Source organism: Thioclava sp. UBA3469 (assembly GCF_002378135.1).
GTDB classification, from domain to species: Bacteria; Pseudomonadota; Alphaproteobacteria; order Rhodobacterales; family Rhodobacteraceae; genus Thioclava; species Thioclava sediminum.
In genome coordinates this window covers 1-14,309 of sequence record NZ_DFRG01000137.1, presented here as the reverse complement: position 1 = coordinate 14,309, position 14,309 = coordinate 1, and the positions used below count along the sequence as shown (strand labels likewise).

Below are 14,309 nucleotides of genomic sequence, written 5' to 3'. Positions count from 1 at the left end.
GGGGCGGCCGGTAGCCGGCCGCCGCCATGACCCGCGAGGTCGCATGTCTCTGAGTTTCGCAAAAGGCGCCTATCAGGTCCGCGAGGCCCAAAGCCCGGATGACCGCGAGGCGGCGCTGCGACTGCGCGCCGATGCGTTCCGGGCCGGGGCTTCCGATGCAGACCGCTTCGACCCGCTCTGCCGCCACATTCTGATTTGCGACGATCACGGACCCGCCGCCTCCGCGCGGCTTTTGCTGCTGGAGGATGGGGCGGCGCTGCCCGCGGGCTATTGCGCACAGTTTTACGATCTTGCACCGCTCGCAGCATGGGCCGGGCCGATCCTCGAACTGGGCCGCTTCTGCACCCGTCCGGCGCTGCGCGACCCGGACGTGCTGCGTCTGGGTTGGGCCGCGATAACACGGATCGCGGAGGAGAGCAGGGCCGGGCTTCTGATCGGATGCTCCTCTTTCACGGGCAGCGACTGGAAAGCACATCGCGCAGGGCTCGCGCATCTCGCTGCCCGCGCTTTGGGGCCCGCTACCTTGCGCCCCCGCCCCAGAGCCCCCGAACGCGTGGACTATCCCGCCGCGCTGGCGGGGGAGGCCGGCGATGTCAGCGCGCTGCCGCCGCTTTTGCGCAGCTATCTCGGCATGGGGGGCTGGGTGTCGGATCACGCGGTGATCGACCGCGACCTCGACACTTGTCACGTCCTCACCGCGCTGGAGATTGCCGCGATCCCTGAGGCGCGGCGGCGCAGCTTGCGGGCGCTGGCACGTTAAGACCGGCGGCGGGGTGCGCTGAGAGTGCGGATGCCTCCGGCGGGGATATTTGTTCCAAGGGGAAGGGGGCGCGGGCGCGCAAAGGGGCTGGGTCGCTTGTGGCCCATTGACCTTTCGCCAAGGCCCGCTTAGCTCGCGAGCATGGCACGCGCACCGCTTTTACAGCTTTCCGACATATCGCTCACCTTCGGCGGCAATCCCGTTTTCGAAGGTCTCTCGCTCACCGTCCAGCAAGGCGACCGAGTCGCGCTGGTGGGCCGAAACGGCTCGGGCAAATCCACCTTGATGAAGGTGATGGCCGGGCTGATAGAGCCGGATTCGGGCACGCGGGTCGTGCCGCCGGGCATTTCCGTGGGATATATGGAGCAGGAGCCCGATCTGTCGGGCTTCGCGACGCTGGGCGATTTCGCCGCCTCCGAACTGGACCCGGCCGAGGCCTATAAAGTCGAGATGGTCGCCGAGGGGCTGAAGTTCAAACCCGAGACGCCGGTCGAGACCGCTTCGGGCGGCGAGCGTCGCCGCGCGGCGTTGGCCAAGCTTCTGGCCGAGGGGCCGGAGCTGATGCTGCTCGACGAGCCCACCAACCATCTCGATATCGAGGCGATCGGCTGGCTGGAAAACCAGCTGAAGGAGACGCGCAAGGCCTTCGTGCTGATCTCGCACGACCGCGCCTTCCTGCGCGCATTGACCCGAGCCACGCTCTGGATCGACCGGGGCGAAGTGCGCCGCAATGAAGAGGGCTTCGAAACCTTCGAGGAATGGCGCGAAAAGGCTTGGGCGGAGGAAGACGACGCCCGCCACAAACTCAATCGCAAGATCAAGGCCGAGGCGCGTTGGGCGGTCGAAGGCATCTCGGCCCGGCGCAAGCGCAATCAGGGCCGCGTGCGCGCATTGCAGGCGCTGCGCGCCGAACGCGCGGGTCAGATCAAGCGGCAGGGCGTCGCTGCGATGGAGCTCGACTCGGGGCAGCAGTCGGGTAAGCGCGTGATCGAGGCCACGGGGCTGTCGAAGCGCTATGGCGACAAGCAGATCGTGAAGGATTTCGACCTGCGCGTGCTGCGCGGGGACCGCGTGGCCTTCGTCGGTCCCAACGGTGTCGGCAAGACGACGCTTCTGAAAATGCTGACCGGCGAGGTCGCACCCGATGAGGGCGCTGTGAAGCTGGGTACGAATCTCGAGATCGCCGTGTTCGATCAGGCGCGCGCGACGCTCAATCCCGAGCAGACGCTGTGGGACGGGCTGGTGAACGACCCGGACATGGCGGTGAAGGGGCGCTCCGATCAGGTGATGGTGCGTGGCACCCCGAAACATGTCGTGGGCTACCTGAAGGACTTCCTCTTCGACGAGCAACAGGCGCGCGGCCCGATCCGGTCGCTTTCGGGTGGTGAACGCGCGCGGCTCCTGCTGGCGCGGATCATGGCGAAACCGTCGAACCTGCTGATTCTCGACGAACCGACCAACGATCTCGACGTGGAGACGCTCGATCTGCTGCAGGATCTGCTGGGCGAATATGACGGCACGGTGCTGCTGGTCAGCCACGACCGAGACTTCATCGACCGGGTCGCCAGCACGACCATCGCGATGGAAGGCGACGGGCAGGCCACCGTCTATGCGGGCGGCTGGTCGGATTATCAGGCGCAAAAGGCCGAGGCCGCACCGGAGCCCAAGCCCGCGCCGAAGAAGGACGCACCCAAGACAGAGGCGAAACCCGCCGCGCCCCAGAAAGCTGCGCCGAAGAAAGCGGGCCTCAGCTTTACCGAGAAACACCGGCTGGAAGAGCTGCCCGGCGTGATCGAAAAGCTCGAACACGAGATCTCCAAAATCAACGAGTTGCTCGCCGATCCCGATCTCTTCACCCGCGAGCCTGTGAAATTCGCCAAGGCCACCGAGATGCTGAGCGACCGCCAGTCTGCGCTCGACGCAGCCGAGGTCGAATGGCTCGAACTCGAAGAGAAGGCGCAGAACGCCTAGACCCTTCGCACGCGGCTCGGTCGGATGCCTCCGGCGGGGATATTTGATCCAAGCCGAAGGGGAGGGCATTCTCTTTCGGATTGGCAGAAATATCCCGGGGGCTGGCGGAGCCAGTGGGGCAGAGCCCCTCTGACGGGGCAATAAGGAGGGGCGCATGACCAAGCGAACGGGGGCCAAGGGGACGGGACCGCTCAGCGGGCTGCGCATTGTCGAGATTTCCGGGCTGGGGCCGACGCCGTTTGCGGCGATGTGTCTGGCCGATTTCGGAGCCGAGGTGATCCGCATCGCGCGGCCTGGCTCGGGCGGAGCCGAGAATCACGTTCTGGGTTTAGAAGTCGACCTGCTCGACCGGGGCCGCGACGTGGTGGAGCTGGATCTCAAATCCGCCGCCGGGCGCGAAGCGGTGCGCACTCTGATCGCCCGCGCCGATGGGGTGATCGAAGGCATGCGCCCGGGCGTGATGGAGCGGCTGGGGCTGGGGCCCGAGGATTTCCCCGATCATCCGGCGCTGGTCTATGGCCGGATGACCGGCTGGGGGCAGGAGGGGCCGCGGTCGCAAACCGCGGGCCATGACATCAACTACCTGTCTCTGACCGGGGCGCTGCATGCGATGGGTGGAGAGGCACCTGCGATCCCGCTCAATCTTCTGGGCGATTTCGGCGGTGGCGGGATATATCTGGCCTTCGGGATGCTGGCGGCGCTGTGGCGGGCGCGCGAGACCGGGCGGGGGCAAGTCGTCGATTGTGCGATCACCGACGGGGTGGCGCATCTGATGGCGATGATCACCGGGATGGCCGGGCAGGGGGCGTGGGTGGATCGGCGGCAGGCGAATCTGCTCGACGGGGCCGCGCCGTTCTACACGGTCTACGAATGTGCCTGCGGCGGGCATATGGCGGTGGGGGCACTCGAGCCACAATTCTACGCGGCACTGATCGCGGGGCTGGGATTCGCGCCCCAAGACTTGCCCGCGCGCGAGGCTCGTGCGAATTGGCCGGCCTTGCGTAACGCTTTTGCTGAGCGCTTTGCGACTCGCAGCCGGGATAACTGGGCCGAGATCTTCGCGGGCAGCGATGCCTGCGCGACGCCGGTGCTGTCGATCGCGGAGGCGATTGCGCATCCGCAGAACGCCGAAAGAGAGGCGTATGTCGACCTCGACGGCATCGCTCAGCCCGCGCCCGCGCCACGGCTCTCGGCCACGCCGGGGCAGGCGGGGGCACAGGGGCGGCGGATCTCCGCGGCGGAGGCGCTCGCCCGCTGGAGCGATTGCGGATAAAACCTCGTTTTTCCTTGACAGATGGGGGCTGATCCCCGATATCGGCCCGACCCGGCGGAGAGTCTTCTTTCCGCCGGGCCTCGTTTTTGCAACTTCGCTCCCATGAGGAGCGCGCAGTCCGACGGCGGGCCGACAGGTCCAACGAACTCCGATCAGGGGCCACAGGGCGCGGATGAAGAAAAGGAAAGACCCATGTTTGCGGTCCTCAAGACCGGCGGCAAGCAATACAAAGTTCAGGCGGGCGATCTGCTCCGCGTGGAACTGCTCGCAGCCGAAGCTGGCGATAAAGTCCAGTTCAACGAGATTCTGATGGTCGGCGGCGACAAGCCCCAGTTCGGCACCCCGCTCGTCGAAGGTGCGGCCGTGCAGGCGGAAGTCATCGACAACATCAAGGCCGACAAGGTCATCACCTACCACAAGCGTCGTCGTAAGCACTCGTCGCAGCGTACCCGTGGTCACCGTCAGCAACTGACCCTGCTGCGCGTCACCGACGTCCTCGCCACCGGCGGCGACAAGTCGGGCGTGAAGGAAGCCGTGGGCACCGCGATCGCACGTCGTGCAGCGCATGGTGGCAAAGGCGAAGCCGCTCCGGCCAAGCCCGCCAAGGCCGCTGCTGCTCCGAAAGCCGCGCCGAAGGCTGATGTCGCGGTCGCGGAAGCGGACGATCTGAAGGTCATCACCGGTCTCGGCCCGGCGGCCGAGAAGAAGCTGAACGAAGCTGGCATCACCACCTACGCTCAGCTCGCTTCGGTCGATCCCGAAACCTTTGAAGCTACCAAGGTCAAGCCCGACTGGGTCGAGCAGGCCAAAGAGCTCGCGAAATAAGGAGAGACACCCATGGCACACAAGAAAGCAGGCGGTTCATCCCGTAACGGCCGCGACTCTGCGGGTCGTCGTCTTGGCGTGAAACTGTTCGGCGGTCAGGCTGCGATCCCGGGCAACATCATCGTGCGTCAGCGCGGCACCAAGTGGTGGCCGGGTGAGGGCGTCGGCCTCGGCAAGGATCACACCATCTTTGCAACGGCTGAAGGCCGCGTCACCTTCCATAAAGGCCTCAAGGGCCGCACCTTCGTATCGGTCCTCCCGGCTGCGGAGGCCGCCGAGTAACCCGACCGACGAAAGTGTCACAAAATCGGGGGATCGGCTGAAAGGCCGGTCCCCTTTCTCGTTGCACTGCAGCACGCAAATGTTTGCAAACGCGGCGAGAAAATTTACCGGGTCGGGGGATGTATCGTCATCCTACTGTCCTATTTATTTACTAGGACCGCACGGCAGGAGGAGCCGCCGGTTCGTCCGCGTTTCGAGGAGGAGCGCCCATGTACCAGGAGACGATTTCCACCCAACCCGTGATCGAAACGGAGCGCTTCGTGCTGCGCCCGCTGCGGCGTTCGGATGCCGGTCTGATCGAGATGTATTCCGGCGATAAACGTGTCGCCGAAGGCACTCGCGCGATCCCGCATCCGCTGCCGCCCGGCACGGCCGAGAATTTCATAACGCGCGCACAGGCCGAAGACCGCGTCGAAGACGTCTGGGCGATCGATGGCTCGCGTCATGGCATGGGCGAGCTTCTGGGTGTCGTCTCGCTGACCCGTCTCGACGACGACCAGTCCGAGATCGGCTATTGGGTTGGACCGGGGTTCTGGAATACGGGCCTCGCCTCCGAAGCGGTCGCCGCCATCATCGAGGCGAACCCGCACAAGTCCCGCACTCTCTTCGCCGAGGTGTTTCAGGACAATCCGGGCTCGGCCCGTGTCCTGACCAATTGCGGCTTCGAGTATCTGGGCGATGCAGAAAGCTGGTCGCTCGCGCGCGGTCGCCATGTTCCGACTTGGACCTATCTGCGCAAGATGTAACGCAGGCCGAGAGCGTGGACGGGAGGGCGCTGCCCTCCCGAACCCTTCCGGGATATTTGGGCCAAGAGGAAGATGCACCGGATCGACACGCCGCGCCTTGTCTTGCGTCCCCTGACTTCGGAAGATGTCGATGCGATCACGCGTGCCGCGAATGATTTCGAGGTCGCGCGCTGGCTCGCGAGGATGCCGTATCCCTACACCAGAACCGATGCCGAGGCATTCGTCGCCGCCAATCGCGAGAATTTCGGGCGAGTCTGGGGAATCACGCGACAAGGCGATTTTTGTGGAGTGATCGGAAAGGTCGGCGCATTCGGCTATTGGTTGGGCCGGGATCATTGGGGCAATGGCTATACCACTGAGGCAGGCCGTGCCGTCATTGCTGGGCATTTCGACGCCCCGGACGCGCGGCCGCTCGCGGCGGGCTATTTCGAGGGCAATCACCGCTCGCGCAGGGTTCTCGAGAAGCTTGGATTTCGCACCACAGGCGAGTCGCTTCAGGAGAACCGGGCGCTGGGACGCAAGCTCCGGCATTTCGACATGATCTGCGAGACCCCGCCTCGCGACGCGTATTCCCCTTCCTCTTGGTGAAAATATCCCGGGGGTGTGGGGGCGGCGCCCCCACGCGGCGCTTGATCCTGCGCGCGCGGACGGCTATCCCGGCGCCTTGATGAAAGGGGCCTGACCATGAAATTCCTCGATCTCGCCAAGGTCTATATCCGCTCTGGAGGCGGCGGCGCGGGCTGCGTCTCGTTCCGGCGCGAGAAATATATCGAATTCGGCGGCCCCGATGGCGGCGACGGCGGCAAGGGCGGCTCGGTCTGGATCGAGGCGGTCGAAGGGCTCAACACGCTGATCGATTTCCGCTACCAGCAGCATTTCTTCGCAAAAACCGGCCAGCACGGCATGGGCAGCCAATGCACTGGCAAGGACGGCGATGACGTCGTGCTGAAAGTGCCGGTCGGCACCGAGATTCTCGACGAGGATCAGGAAACGCTGATCGCCGACATGACCGAGGTGGGCCAGCGCGTGCTGCTCGCCAAGGGCGGCAATGGCGGCTGGGGCAACCTGCATTTCAAATCCTCGACCAACCGTGCGCCGCAGCGCGCGAATCCCGGTCAGGAAGGCGTCGAGCGCACGATCTGGCTGCGCCTGAAGCTGATCGCGGATGCGGGGCTTCTGGGGCTGCCCAACGCGGGCAAGTCCACCTTCCTCGCGGCGACGTCGAATGCGCGGCCCAAGATCGCGGATTATCCGTTCACCACGCTGGTTCCGAACCTCGGCGTCGTCGGCATCGACGGGCGCGAATTCGTCGTGGCCGATATTCCGGGGCTGATCGAGGGCGCCTCTGAAGGGCGCGGGCTGGGCGATCAGTTCCTCGGCCATGTCGAGCGCTGTTCGGTGCTGCTGCATCTGGTGGATGGCACGGCGGAAGATCCGGTCGAGGATTGGCGCACGATCATCGGCGAGTTGGAAGCCTATTCGGAAATCCTCGCCGACAAGCCGCGCGTCACCGTGCTCAACAAGATCGACGCGATTGACGAAGAGACGCTGGCTGAGCGCAAGGCGGAGCTGGAAGAGGCCTCGGGCGGGCGCGTGATGCTGATGTCGGGCGTGTCGAAGAAGGGCGTACCGGATGTGCTGCGCGCGCTTTGGGCGGAGATCGCCAAGGACAAGCCGAAGCCGGAGGACGAGGGCGGAGCATGGCAACCGTGAGCGCGCCCGCTCTGGCGCAGGCGAAGCGTCTGGTGATCAAGATCGGATCGGCGCTGCTTGTCGATCAGAGCGGATTGCGCGCGGATTGGCTGCGCTCGCTGGCCGCCGATGTAGCGGCTCTGCGCGCCCGCGGCACGGGCGTTGTGATCGTCTCTTCCGGCTCGATTGCGCTGGGGCGGCGGGTGCTCGGTCTCGCGGGCGAAACGCTGCCGCTGGAGCAAAGCCAGGCCGCGGCGGCGGTGGGGCAGATCCGCCTCGCGCGGGCCTATGAGGAAGTGCTGGGGCCGCATGACGTGAGCACCGCGCAGGTTTTGGTCACGCTGGAAGACACCGCGGACCGTCGCCGTTATCTGAATTCGCGCGCGACGCTGGAGACGCTGTTGAGCCTCGGCGTCGTGCCCATCGTGAACGAGAACGACACGGTCGCGACCGACGAGATTCGCTTCGGCGACAATGACCGGCTGGCCGCCCAGATCGCGGTGACGATCGGGGCGGATCAGCTGCTGCTGCTGTCCGATGTCGACGGGCTTTACACCGCGAACCCCAAGACCGACCCGAGCGCCGAGCATCTGCCGGTGATCGAACACATCACCCCCGAGATCGAGGCGATGGCGGGCGATCCCGTCTCCGGCCTCTCGAAGGGTGGGATGAAGACGAAATTGCTGGCTGCGAAGGTCGCGGTGGCGGGCGGCTGTGCGATGGCGATCGCGGAGGGCTTCGCCGAGCATCCGGTTGCCGCACTGGAGCAGGGCGGGCGCTGCAGCTGGTTCCTGCCCGAGGGCGACCCGCAGGCGGCGCGCAAACGCTGGATCGCGGCGATGAAGCCGCGGGGCGAGCTCTTCGTCGATGAGGGGGCCGCCAACGCGCTGCGTTCTGGCAAGTCGCTGCTGCCCGCAGGGATCACCAAGGTCGTCGGGCGCTTCGGGCGCGGCGATCCGGTCACGATTGCGGGGCCGGATCGTGCGGTGCTGGGTAAAGGGCTCGTGCGCTATACCGGTGACGAGGCGCGGCTGATCGCGGGGCACCGCTCGGGCGAGATTGAGGAGATCCTCGGCTATCCCGGCCGCGCGGCGCTGATCCATCGCGACGATATGGTGGTGGGCTGAGCGGCGTTACTCCGCCCCTTCATTCGGCCCAGTCCGGCTTGCGCTTCTCGATGAAGGCCTGCACGCCTTCCTTCGTATCACGCCAGAGCATGTTCTCGACCATCACCGCGGCCGTGTGCTCATAGGCCTGCGCGAGGTCCATATTGGCCTGATCGTAGAAAGCGCGTTTGCCGATCTTCACGGCGGCGCCCAGCTTGCCTGCGATGGTCTGCGCGAGATTCTCGGTCTCGGCGCCAAGCTCCTCATGCGGCGCGATGCGATTGACCAGCCCGACCTCGCGGGCGCGGGCGGCATCGATGAACTCGCCGGTGGTGAGCATCTCGAAGGCCACCTTGCGCGGCACGTTGCGCGACAGCGCCACCATCGGGGTCGAGCAGAACAGCCCGATATTCACCCCGTTCACGCCAAACCGGGTGCCCTCGGCTGCCACGGCCAGATCGCAGGAGGCGACCAGTTGACAGCCGGCGGCGGTTGCGATGCCATGCGCCGCGGCGATCACCGGCTGCGGCAGGGCGGGGATCATCTGCATCACCTCGGCGCAGCGGAAGAAGAGATCGGCGAAATAGGCGCGGCCCTGATCCTCGGCTTCGCGCCCGCGCTGCATCTCCTTGAGGTCATGTCCCGCGCAGAACGCCTTGCCCGCGCCGCGCAGCACCACGACCTTCACGCCGGTATCCTCGGCCAGCTCGGAAAACCGCGCCTTGAGCGCGGCCAGCATCGCATCGGACAGCGCGTTGAGGCTGCCGGGGCTGTTCATCGTCAGATGCGCCACCGCGCCGTTATCCTCGCGGATCACCAGATCGGTCATTGAAACTCCTCCTCTTTGGCGAAACTCTAGGGGCGAGCGAGGGACAAGGAAAGGGGAGGGCGCATGGCGCTGGTAATGGATCGCGACGAGCTCGCGGAATTTCTCGACGAGGCGTTTCCGCAGGTGAAAGGCGACTTCGCGATCGACGCGCTCGATGAGGACGAGCTCGTGGTGCGCCTGAAGGTGGAAGAGCGCCATTTGCGGCCCGGCGGCACGGTCTCAGGGCCGAACATGTTCGCGCTGGCCGATGTCGGAATCTATATCGCGATCCTCGCCCGGATCGGTCGCGTGGCGCTGGCGGTGACGACGAATGCGAGCATGGATTTCATGCGCAAGCCTGCCGCAGGGGCCGACCTGATCGCGAAGATCCGGGTGCTCAAGCTGGGCCGCGTCCTCGCCGTGGGCGATGCGCTGATCTATTCCGAGGGCGACGACCGGCCCGTCGCGCGCGCAAGCATGACCTATTCGATTCCGCCGCGGGCGATGGGGTAGGGCGCTGCACGCTTTGCGCCTTCGCCTTGGCGCAAATATCCCGGGGGAGGCGCGAATGCGCCGGGGGCAGAGCCCCCAACCCGGCCCAACATCGCGCCGAGATATGGGGTATTTTAATACCTAATTTTTACCGCTTTGTTTTTGCTGATAAAATTCCGAAACGATGCACTTGAAAACGCGTCCGGAATCGCGCAAAAGCCCGCATCAGAATTCGAAATACCCCACAAGGGCAGATCACAGATGAAAACCTACACCGCAAAACCCGCGGAGATCGAGAAGAAATGGGTCATCATCGACGCTGAAGGCGTCGTGCTGGGCCGTCTCGCGTCGATCGTCGCAATGCGTCTGCGTGGCAAGCACAAGGCCACCTTCACGCCGCACATGGACATGGGCGACAACGTCATCGTCATCAACGCCGACAAGGTGCAGATGACCGGCAAGAAGCGTGACGACAAGACCTACTACTGGCACACCAACCACCCCGGTGGGATCAAGTCGCGCACCGCGCGTCAGATCCTCGAGGGCGCGCATCCCGAGCGCGTGGTTATGAAGGCGGTCGAGCGCATGATCTCGCGCAACCGTCTGGGTCGTGCGCAGATGGCGAACCTGCGTGTCTACGCTGGTGCCGAGCATCCGCACGAAGCGCAACAGCCTGAAGTTCTCGACGTCAAGTCGATGAACAAGAAGAACACCCGGAGCTGATCATGGCCGACGATATCAAGACCCTCGACGATCTGAAATCGGTCGTGACCGGCTCGGACAACGCTGGCGCCACCGAAACCGAAACCTCCACGCCCCGTGAGCCCGTGCGCGACGCGCAAGGCCGCTCCTATGCCACCGGCAAGCGTAAAGACGCGGTCGCCCGCGTCTGGGTCAAGCCGGGCACCGGCAAGGTCGAAGTGAACGGCAAGGCGATGGACAAGTACTTCGCGCGTCCCGTGCTTCAGCTGATCGTGAACCAGCCCTTCGGCGTGGCGAATGTGGACGGCCAGTTCGACGTCTACGCGACCGTCGCAGGCGGCGGCCTCTCGGGCCAGGCCGGTGCAGTCAAGCACGGCATCTCGAAAGCGCTGCAGCTGTATGATCCCTCGCTGCGTCCGGCTCTGAAAGCCGCTGGCTTCCTGACCCGCGACTCGCGTGTTGTGGAACGTAAGAAATACGGCCGTGCGAAAGCCCGTCGTAGCTTCCAGTTCTCGAAGCGCTAAACTTCGCGAATACGATTTGGAAAGCGGCTCCCATTCGGGGGCCGCTTTTCGTTTGGGGCTCCGCCCCCGGCGCGTGCCGCGCCTCCCCCGGGATATTTCGGGCAGTTGGAAGGGCCGCGCGGGGTCTGATTTCCAACAGTATCAAATATCCCGGGGGAGAATTCGGCGAAGCCGAAGCGGGGGCGGCGCCCCCGATCTGTCATCCGCAACAATGAAGAAGGCGCCCCGTTCGGAGCGCCTTCGAGCATCTTCGACCTGCGAGGGGCAGGGTTTACTCCGCCTCGTCCATCTTGGCGGCGTTGAGCAGGGCGTAATTCTGCGCGCCCACGCGGTCGTAGAGGTCGAGCTGCGTCTCGAGGAAATCGACATGGCCTTCCTCATCGGCGATCAGCTCTTCGAACAGATCCTTCGAGACGTAATCGCGCACGCTTTCGCAATGGTCGCGCGCCTCGCGATAGAGGGTCAGCGCGTCATGCTCGCCCGCGAGGTCGCATTCAAGCGTCTCGCGCGGGCCTTCGCCGATGCGCAGCGGGTCGAGTTTTTGCAGGTTCGGATGGCCTTCGAGGAACAGGATGCGCGCGATCAGCTTGTCGGCGTGATGCATCTCCTCGATGGATTCCTCGCGCGATTTCTTCGCCATCGCGGCAAGGCCCCAATCCTCCTGCATCCGGAAGTGCAGCCAGTATTGCGAAACGGCCGTCAATTCGCTGCGCAGAGCTGCGTTGAGATAGTCGATGACCTTAGCGTCGCCCTTCATGTCGTCTTCCTTCCATTGGTGCCTGTCTCAGCCCGGTCAGTTCGACCGGCACTTTCAAATTGGTATTCTTCCGCATCGTGGAAAGAAAGAGCGGCATGCATCCACCGCAGTCGGCCCGCTTCCCGAGCGCGTGATAGATCTTGCCCGGGGTGATGATCGTGCTCGGGTCCGAGGCTCGCATCCAGTCGATGGCGGCGTGGATGTCGCGATCGGTGATGGTCTGACAATGGCAGATGATCATGGTCGTGCGCCCTGTTTCCGAGGAGGGGGATTCCTGTCCGCCTATAGGTGAGTAGTTTTGTCGGAAATGTCAATCCGACAGAAAGAGTCGGAGATAAGGTCGCCTCCGGCGTGCGTTTCCCGCCCCGTTTCCATCGCCGCGCAACTGGGGTAAGCACGGGCAAACAGTTCAAGAGGCCCGTATGTCCGTCTCCATGCTCTCCACTTTCGTCAAACCGATGCATCCCGAAGGGCGCAAGTTCGTTGCCATCTTCGCGGGCATCACGTTCATCCTGTTCCTGATCTGGGAGCCTCTGGGCTGGATCGGGGTCGGGCTGACCGTCTGGTGCTATTACTTCTTCCGCGATCCGCCGCGGGTGACGCCGACCCGCGAGGGGTTGATGGTCTCGCCCGCGGATGGCGTGGTCTCTCTGCTGGAGCCGGCGGTGCCGCCGGCGGAGCTGGGCCTCGGCGACAAGCCGATGACCCGAGTCTCGGTCTTCATGTCGGTCTTCAACTGCCACGTGAACCGGCTGCCCTGCGCGGGGCGGATTTCGAAGGTCGCCTATCGCCCGGGGAAATTCCTCAATGCCTCGCTCGACAAGGCGAGCTCGGACAATGAGCGCAACGGGCTTACGGTGACGCTGCCCGATGGCCGCCAATACGGGGTGGTGCAGATCGCAGGCCTCGTCGCGCGTCGCATCCTGTGCTGGTCGAAAGAAGGCCAGAGCCTGATGACCGGCGAGCGCTTCGGTCTGATCCGTTTCGGCTCGCGCCTCGACATCTACCTGCCCGAAGGGGTGAACCCGCTCGTCTGCATTGGCCAGAACATGGTCGCGGGCGAAACCGTGATCGCCGATCTCGAGAGCGCGGAACAAGCGCGCTCCGGCGGCATTCGGTAAGAGAGGCTCGAGGAGGGCGCGATGAAAGACCACGAACTCGACCCGCATGAAAAGGACCGGTTGCCGTTTCTGCAGCTGGTGCCGAACCTCGTCACGATTGCCGGGATGGGGCTGGGGCTGACTTCGATCCGTTTCGCGATGGATGACCGGTTCGAGAGCGCGGTGGTTCTGATCCTGCTCGCGGCGCTGATCGACGGGATGGACGGGTTGCTCGCGCGGCGACTCAATGCGTCCTCGGATTTCGGGGCGGAGCTCGACAGCCTGTCCGACTTCCTCTGCTTCGGCGTGGCGCCCGGTCTTCTGCTTTATCGCTTCGCTCTGGGGGAGACGCACGCTTTCGGCTGGGTCTTCGTGCTGGTCTATACTGGGGCGGCCTGCCTGCGCCTCGCGCGGTTCAACGTGATGCGCGCCGAGCCCGAGTCGATGCGTCACTTCACGGGGGTGCCCGCACCCGCAGGGGCGGGGCTCGCCCTATTGCCGATGTTCGTCAGTTTCGCTGAACTGGGTGATGCGCGCGCGGTGCCGGTGGTCGTGGCGGTCTGGCTGGGCTTTGTCGGTTTGCTGATGATTTCGCGGATCAAGACCTTCTCGCCCAAAGCGATGCGCATTCCGCGTCGCGCGGTGGGCGTGCTGCTGATCGGCACGGTCATCGCGGTGGGGATGGTCTTCACGCGGATCTGGCTGCTGATGGTGATCCTGGCGGTGATCTACGCGGCGATGTTGATCCCCGCGATCTGGAAGGCGCGCGGGAGAATTCTGCGCGCGTGACCTCGCCCCTCTTCGACACTGCCGAACGCCGCTCCTCCGGGGCGGCGTTCGCGATTCCCGGGAGGTGTGAGGGCAGGGGAGGCGATTCACCGGAGAGAAGGGGGCGATTCACCCGGTCATCAGGGCGATTTCGGGTGATTTGCGCGAAACGGAATCGGGTGACCCCGGGGCAGTATCGAGCGATTCCGTGTCTGCCCATCGGCCCCGAGCCCATCCACTTTGCTTTTCGCCGCTTTTTTGACCAAGAAAATAAGGGTATCGAGAAAAAAGTGACGATCAGATGAAAAAACCTGTTGCGGACCCCGGTCCCTATGCGTAGAAACCCCCTCACCGAAGCGGCACACACCGCAGCGGGGCGCCGGAAGAGCCAGCGACGCTGACACGGACGGCAACGAACACTACTGAGGTTTGAGGGCGGGCTGCGCTACAAAGTAAGCGCTTCCGGTTCTTTTTGGCCTCACGCTCTTTGACATTGATAGATA

The 14,309-nt window shown here is 64.7% G+C and carries 17 protein-coding genes; 14 read left to right on the top strand and 3 right to left on the bottom strand.

All coding sequences use genetic code 11. The features are described from left to right. The first annotated feature begins 43 nt into the window (after positions 1–43). The 9 genes from B3D39_RS11180 to proB all read left to right on the top strand — a co-directional run bounded on the left by B3D39_RS11180 (position 44) and on the right by proB (position 8,676). A complete protein-coding gene (locus B3D39_RS11180) occupies positions 44–760 on the top strand; it encodes a GNAT family N-acetyltransferase (RefSeq protein ID WP_274962745.1) in 717 nt (238 codons plus the stop codon). 141 nt (positions 761–901) lie between these two features. Continuing rightward, positions 902–2,731, top strand: coding sequence for an ABC-F family ATP-binding cassette domain-containing protein (locus B3D39_RS11175; protein WP_274962744.1), 1,830 nt, complete (start codon positions 902–904; stop codon positions 2,729–2,731). A 154-nt stretch (positions 2,732–2,885) separates the two neighbouring features. Next, positions 2,886–4,004, top strand: coding sequence for a CaiB/BaiF CoA transferase family protein (locus B3D39_RS11170; protein ID WP_274962743.1), 1,119 nt, complete (start codon positions 2,886–2,888; stop codon positions 4,002–4,004). Positions 4,005–4,196: 192 nt separating this feature from the next. Further along, positions 4,197–4,829: a 50S ribosomal protein L21 gene (rplU, locus tag B3D39_RS11165; protein WP_274962742.1), complete on the top strand. Its 633-nt coding sequence runs from the start codon at positions 4,197–4,199 to the stop codon at positions 4,827–4,829. 12 nt (positions 4,830–4,841) lie between these two features. Then, positions 4,842–5,111, top strand: coding sequence for a 50S ribosomal protein L27 (gene rpmA / locus B3D39_RS11160; protein ID WP_075775480.1), 270 nt, complete (start codon positions 4,842–4,844; stop codon positions 5,109–5,111). A gap of 209 nt (positions 5,112–5,320) precedes the next feature. After that, positions 5,321–5,857 carry a GNAT family N-acetyltransferase gene (locus tag B3D39_RS11155; protein ID WP_078571786.1) on the top strand — a complete coding sequence of 179 codons (537 nt, stop codon included), beginning with the start codon at positions 5,321–5,323 and terminating at the stop codon, positions 5,855–5,857. A gap of 72 nt (positions 5,858–5,929) precedes the next feature. After that, on the top strand, positions 5,930–6,445 hold the full coding sequence (locus B3D39_RS11150) for a GNAT family N-acetyltransferase (protein WP_274962741.1): 516 nt from the start codon (positions 5,930–5,932) through the stop codon (positions 6,443–6,445). Positions 6,446–6,541: 96 nt separating this feature from the next. Next, positions 6,542–7,570 carry a GTPase ObgE gene (gene obgE / locus B3D39_RS11145; RefSeq protein WP_274962740.1) on the top strand — a complete coding sequence of 343 codons (1,029 nt, stop codon included), beginning with the start codon at positions 6,542–6,544 and terminating at the stop codon, positions 7,568–7,570. Then, positions 7,558–8,676 carry a glutamate 5-kinase gene (gene proB / locus B3D39_RS11140; RefSeq protein ID WP_078547392.1) on the top strand — a complete coding sequence of 373 codons (1,119 nt, stop codon included), beginning with the start codon at positions 7,558–7,560 and terminating at the stop codon, positions 8,674–8,676. Before obgE ends, proB begins: the two co-directional genes overlap by 13 nt. Before the next feature lie 19 nt (positions 8,677–8,695). Here proB and B3D39_RS11135 read toward each other — a convergent pair whose 3' ends face one another. Beyond that, entirely contained in the window at positions 8,696–9,484 is a 789-nt protein-coding gene (locus B3D39_RS11135; RefSeq protein ID WP_274962739.1) for an enoyl-CoA hydratase, read from the bottom strand. Positions 9,485–9,547: 63 nt separating this feature from the next. Here B3D39_RS11135 and B3D39_RS11130 point away from each other — a divergent pair, with 63 nt between their 5' ends. From B3D39_RS11130 to rpsI, 3 genes are all read left to right on the top strand, one after another. After that, positions 9,548–9,976 carry a PaaI family thioesterase gene (locus tag B3D39_RS11130; protein WP_075775475.1) on the top strand — a complete coding sequence of 143 codons (429 nt, stop codon included), beginning with the start codon at positions 9,548–9,550 and terminating at the stop codon, positions 9,974–9,976. A gap of 240 nt (positions 9,977–10,216) precedes the next feature. Next, positions 10,217–10,678, top strand: a complete 462-nt coding sequence (rplM, locus tag B3D39_RS11125) for a 50S ribosomal protein L13 (RefSeq protein ID WP_078522797.1) — start codon at positions 10,217–10,219, stop codon at positions 10,676–10,678. A 2-nt stretch (positions 10,679–10,680) separates the two neighbouring features. Next, the gene (gene rpsI / locus B3D39_RS11120; protein WP_078522796.1) at positions 10,681–11,181 is read left to right on the top strand and encodes a 30S ribosomal protein S9; all 501 of its coding nucleotides are present in this window, start codon (positions 10,681–10,683) and stop codon (positions 11,179–11,181) included. Positions 11,182–11,452: 271 nt separating this feature from the next. Here rpsI and bfr read toward each other — a convergent pair whose 3' ends face one another. Both bfr and B3D39_RS11110 read right to left on the bottom strand, forming a co-directional pair. Next, positions 11,453–11,938: a bacterioferritin gene (gene bfr / locus B3D39_RS11115; protein WP_078542760.1), complete on the bottom strand. Its 486-nt coding sequence runs from the start codon at positions 11,936–11,938 to the stop codon at positions 11,453–11,455. Further along, positions 11,922–12,179 carry a (2Fe-2S)-binding protein gene (locus tag B3D39_RS11110; protein ID WP_078547388.1) on the bottom strand — a complete coding sequence of 86 codons (258 nt, stop codon included), beginning with the start codon at positions 12,177–12,179 and terminating at the stop codon, positions 11,922–11,924. Before B3D39_RS11110 ends, bfr begins: the two co-directional genes overlap by 17 nt. A 181-nt stretch (positions 12,180–12,360) precedes the next feature. Between B3D39_RS11110 and B3D39_RS11105 the strand changes: the two genes are divergently transcribed. Together B3D39_RS11105 and pssA are read left to right on the top strand one after the other, a co-directional pair. Then, a complete protein-coding gene (locus B3D39_RS11105) occupies positions 12,361–13,059 on the top strand; it encodes a phosphatidylserine decarboxylase (protein ID WP_274962738.1) in 699 nt (232 codons plus the stop codon). A 21-nt stretch (positions 13,060–13,080) separates the two neighbouring features. Continuing rightward, the gene (gene pssA, locus B3D39_RS11100; protein ID WP_078547361.1) at positions 13,081–13,827 is read left to right on the top strand and encodes a CDP-diacylglycerol--serine O-phosphatidyltransferase; all 747 of its coding nucleotides are present in this window, start codon (positions 13,081–13,083) and stop codon (positions 13,825–13,827) included. The last annotated feature ends 482 nt before the right edge of the window (positions 13,828–14,309 follow it).

Excerpts from the sequence above, each read along its gene's own strand:
- rplM (WP_078522797.1), top strand. The coding sequence starts at position 10,217 with ATGAAAACCTACACCGCAAAACCCGCGGAGATCGAGAAGAAATGGGTC.
- B3D39_RS11170 (WP_274962743.1), top strand. The coding sequence starts at position 2,886 with ATGACCAAGCGAACGGGGGCCAAGGGGACGGGACCGCTCAGCGGGCTG.
- B3D39_RS11105 (WP_274962738.1), top strand. The coding sequence starts at position 12,361 with ATGTCCGTCTCCATGCTCTCCACTTTCGTCAAACCGATGCATCCCGAA.
- rpsI (WP_078522796.1), top strand. The coding sequence starts at position 10,681 with ATGGCCGACGATATCAAGACCCTCGACGATCTGAAATCGGTCGTGACC.
- pssA (WP_078547361.1), top strand. The coding sequence starts at position 13,081 with ATGAAAGACCACGAACTCGACCCGCATGAAAAGGACCGGTTGCCGTTT.
- B3D39_RS11135 (WP_274962739.1), bottom strand. The coding sequence starts at position 9,484 with ATGACCGATCTGGTGATCCGCGAGGATAACGGCGCGGTGGCGCATCTG.
- B3D39_RS11175 (WP_274962744.1), top strand. The coding sequence starts at position 902 with ATGGCACGCGCACCGCTTTTACAGCTTTCCGACATATCGCTCACCTTC.
- rpmA (WP_075775480.1), top strand. The coding sequence starts at position 4,842 with ATGGCACACAAGAAAGCAGGCGGTTCATCCCGTAACGGCCGCGACTCT.
- B3D39_RS11155 (WP_078571786.1), top strand. The coding sequence starts at position 5,321 with ATGTACCAGGAGACGATTTCCACCCAACCCGTGATCGAAACGGAGCGC.
- proB (WP_078547392.1), top strand. The coding sequence starts at position 7,558 with ATGGCAACCGTGAGCGCGCCCGCTCTGGCGCAGGCGAAGCGTCTGGTG.
- B3D39_RS11180 (WP_274962745.1), top strand. The coding sequence starts at position 44 with ATGTCTCTGAGTTTCGCAAAAGGCGCCTATCAGGTCCGCGAGGCCCAA.
- B3D39_RS11110 (WP_078547388.1), bottom strand. The coding sequence starts at position 12,179 with ATGATCATCTGCCATTGTCAGACCATCACCGATCGCGACATCCACGCC.
- bfr (WP_078542760.1), bottom strand. The coding sequence starts at position 11,938 with ATGAAGGGCGACGCTAAGGTCATCGACTATCTCAACGCAGCTCTGCGC.
- B3D39_RS11150 (WP_274962741.1), top strand. The coding sequence starts at position 5,930 with ATGCACCGGATCGACACGCCGCGCCTTGTCTTGCGTCCCCTGACTTCG.
- B3D39_RS11130 (WP_075775475.1), top strand. The coding sequence starts at position 9,548 with ATGGCGCTGGTAATGGATCGCGACGAGCTCGCGGAATTTCTCGACGAG.
- obgE (WP_274962740.1), top strand. The coding sequence starts at position 6,542 with ATGAAATTCCTCGATCTCGCCAAGGTCTATATCCGCTCTGGAGGCGGC.
- rplU (WP_274962742.1), top strand. The coding sequence starts at position 4,197 with ATGTTTGCGGTCCTCAAGACCGGCGGCAAGCAATACAAAGTTCAGGCG.